The 2,753-nt window shown below is 70.6% G+C and carries 2 protein-coding genes; one reads left to right on the top strand and one right to left on the bottom strand.

Annotation, left to right across the window (positions count from 1 at the left end):
* A partial coding sequence (locus tag CCN39_RS39915; protein WP_143264334.1) for a tetratricopeptide repeat protein occupies positions 1-1,600 on the top strand: 1,600 nt, incomplete at its 5' end.
* Between the two features lie 99 nt (positions 1,601-1,699).
* On the opposite strand, the gene CCN39_RS39920 is transcribed toward CCN39_RS39915, so the two are convergent.
* Positions 1,700-2,545: a DUF72 domain-containing protein gene (locus tag CCN39_RS39920; RefSeq protein ID WP_086851298.1), complete on the bottom strand. Its 846-nt coding sequence runs from the start codon at positions 2,543-2,545 to the stop codon at positions 1,700-1,702.
* Between the last annotated feature and the right edge of the window lie 208 nt (positions 2,546-2,753).

Consider the following 2,753-nt stretch of genomic DNA (forward strand, 5'->3'; position numbering starts at 1 on the left):
GGTGAGCCCGCTGCTGCCCGGGCCCGGCTGCCTGGTCGTCGTCACCAGCCGCTGGCAGCTGCGCGCGCTGGTCGCGACGCACGGCGCGCGCCGGATCGCGCTGGAGGAACTCGGCGACGAGGACGCCGTCGCGCTGCTGGCGGCCACGATCGGCCACGACCGGGTCGCCCGCGATCCGGCGGCGGCCGAGCGGTTCGTGCGCTACTGCGGCGGGCTGCCGCTGGCGATCCGGATCCTCGCCGTGCGCGCGGCGGAGTTCCCCGACCTGGCGCTCGACGAGTTCGCCGGCTCCCTCGACAGCGACCTGCTCGGTTCGTTCGACCTCGCCGACGGCGAAGGCACCAACATCCGGTCGGTGTTTTCGTACTCTTACCAGGCATTGCAGCCGTCGACGGCCCGGCTGCTGCGGCTGCTCGGGCTGCACACCGGCGTCGACTTCACCGCACCGGCGGCAGCCGCGGTCGCCGGGCTCGACGTCGCCGAGACCCGGCCGATGCTCGAAACCCTGGCCGCCGCGCACCTGCTCGCCCAGCCACGGCCGGGCCGCTACCAGTTCCACGACCTCATCCGGGCGTACGCGGCTTCGCAGGTCGATTCCGCTTCGGAGCGCGACGCCGCTTTGGACCGGTTGCTGGGCTGGTACCTGGCGTCGGCGCTGAACGCGTCACGGCTGATGCGGCCCGAGCGCTACTACCGGCTGCTGGAGCTCGACGACCTCGAAGGCGGTCTGTCGTTTTCCGGGTACCACGACGGGCTCGACTGGTTCGGCGAGGAGTACGGCAACCTCATCGCGGCGGTGCACCTGGCGCGGCGCCGGGGCCGCGACGACGTCTGCTGGAAGCTTGCCTGGCTGCTGCAGAGCTATTTCGTGACGCGCTCGCGGCTCGACGACTGGCGGTCGGTGTTCGCGGTGGCGCTCGAAGCGGCGCGGGCGAGCGGCCACCGGCCCGGCGAGGCGGGGATCCTGAGCGGGCTCGGCGTCGTCAACGGCGTCGCCCGGCAGTACGCGGAGTCCCGGCGGTACCTGGAGCAGGTGCTCGCGATCCAGCGGGAGCTCGGGGCGCGCGAGGGCGAGGCGCGGGCGCAGTACAACCTGGCGATGGCGGCGCACAACCTCGAAGACTGCGCCTGGGCGTACGAGCACGGGATGCAGGCGCTGGAGATCGTCCGCGAGCTGGGGCTCGGGCACTTGGAGGCGAGTGTGCTCCGGGCGCTGGGCGACATCTGCACGTCGATGGGCGATCACGAGCAGGCGCTGCGCCTGGCCGACGAGGCGCTGGCGATCCTGGGCCCGGACGGGCGTCCGGTGGACACGCGGTTCACGCAGCACACGCGCGGCCTGGCCCTGATCGGACTCGGCCGGTTCGAGGAAGGCATCGCGTGCATCCGCGACTCGGTGGACATGTTCTTCGCGATGGGCGAGCAGTACGAGGCGGCGGACGTCCTGGCTCAGCTGGGCACGATCCACCTGCGTCACGGCGACGCGGCGCTGGCCCGCGAGTGCTGGCTCCGCTCGGTGCGCCTGCTGACGGAGCTGGGCCACCCGGACGCGGACGACGTCCGCGCCAAGCTGGCGGCGCTGGTGGTGGTGGGCGCCTGAGTCTTCGGGTCCGGACGGCTCACGTGCCGACCCCCAGCGGCAGCACGCAAGCCGTCCGGCCCGCAGGACCCATTCAAACGGACGGCGCTCACTGTCCACTCACTGTCTCGTGATCGGTGCCACCCCGAGCAGGTCGGCGAGACATTCGGCGTTCCGGGGAGCTTCGACTTTGACGTCGTTGTCGAAGTAGACGTGCACGTCACGCCGCCCGCCGTCGTGCCAGGCCCGGATCTTTTCGGCCCACTTGCGCAGGGCTTGGTCGGAGTAGCCGCTGACGTAGAGTTCTTCGTCGCCGTGCAGCCGGACATAGGCGAAGTCGGCGGTCTGGTCTTCGAGGAACGGCCATTTGCCGGCGGTATCGGCGACGACGAGGGCGATGCCGTGTTCTTCGAGGAGCTTTTTGGCGGCGGGTTCGGCGAAGCTGGGATGCCGCACTTCCAGGGCGTGCCGCAGGGGTTTCCTACGGCCGGCTTCGAGGTACGGCGTGCCCTTGAGCTTGTCGTCGTGCTTCGCCGCCAGCCGGGCGGCATCGGTGGTGGTGCGGGGAAGCAAGGCGAAGAAGTTCTCGAGCCGATCGGGATCGAAGGCCAGTCTGGGCGGAAGCTGCCAGAGGAAGGGGCCGAGTTTCGCGCCGAGGGCGAGAACACCGGAGGCGTAGAAGTTCGCGAGGGCGGTCTCGACGCCGCGAAGCTGCTTCATGTGGGTGATGAAGCGCCCGCCTTTGACGGCGAAGAGGAAGTCGGCGGGCGTTTCGTCGAACCAGGCGCGGTAGCGTTCCGGGCGCTGGAGGGAGTAGAAGGACCCGTTGATTTCGACGGCGTTCATCCGCCGCGAGAGGTATTCGAGTTCCCGCCGCTGCGCGAGCCCAGGTGGGTAGAAAACCCCGCGCCACGGCGGATAACGCCACCCAGAGGTCCCGATCCGGATCTCGGCGATCGCCCTCACCGCCTTCCCGCGACGGGTGATTCCCGTTCGCGCGAAGGCCCAAACGCGACACCGATCGGACGGCCGGACCAAAGGTCGGGACAGGCGACCTGACTTGGCGGACGCACGTCTTATGGGGCCTTTGGAGTGATGGCTCAAGCGGTGGCCTCCCGGGAACGGGTGGAGGTGCCGGCGGGCGCGGGTGGCGGCCCGCGCCCGCCGGCACCTC

Source organism: Amycolatopsis kentuckyensis, assembly GCF_002155975.1.
In the GTDB taxonomy this organism is placed as follows: domain Bacteria; phylum Actinomycetota; class Actinomycetes; order Mycobacteriales; family Pseudonocardiaceae; genus Amycolatopsis; species Amycolatopsis kentuckyensis.